We start from the raw sequence: 581 nt of genomic DNA, 5'->3' as shown, positions 1-581 counted from the left end.
CCGCGCGCTGCTGCCCGCCGTGCCGGCCTCGTGATACGGGTTGGCGATGAAGCGTTCCGCCGTCAGTTCCGGACGGTTCACATAGCCACGCGCCAGACCGACACCGCCGATATGCAGTTCACCCGTCGCCCCCATGGGCAGCAACTCCAGTTGCGTTCCCAGCACGTACAGCACGATGTTCTGGATCGGCTTGCCGATCGGCACCTGCGTCAAGGCGGTACCACGCGGACAAGCCCAATAACTGACATCGATCGCCGCCTCTGTCGGCCCATACAGATTGTGCAATACCGCAGCGTGCTGCCCATGATGGCCATTGACCATCTCCGCCGGCAGCGCTTCGCCGCTACAGAACACCTGCCGCACCGAAACACAGTGTTGCCATGCACCGCTGTCGAGCATGGAACGCAGCATGGACGGCACGAAGTGCAAGGTCGTCACCCCCTGCGCCTGGATCAAGTCGGCAAGATAGAACGGATCCTTGTGTCCCTCCGGCTTGGCCAGCAACAGGCGCGCGCCGTACAACAACGGCCAGGTCAACTCCCATACCGAAACGTCAAAACTGATCGGCGTCTTTTGCAGCA

Annotated in this window: 1 protein-coding gene; it reads right to left on the bottom strand. The window is 62.0% G+C overall.

Annotation, left to right across the window (positions count from 1 at the left end; translation table 11 throughout):
• Positions 1-581: AMP-binding protein (locus AC07VL_RS28060; RefSeq protein ID WP_494808761.1), on the bottom strand; the 581-nt coding region annotated here is incomplete at both ends.

The sequence above is a fragment of the Janthinobacterium sp. GW821-FHT03C08 genome, assembly GCF_059420905.1.
This window is presented reverse-complemented; position numbering and strand designations above follow the sequence as displayed.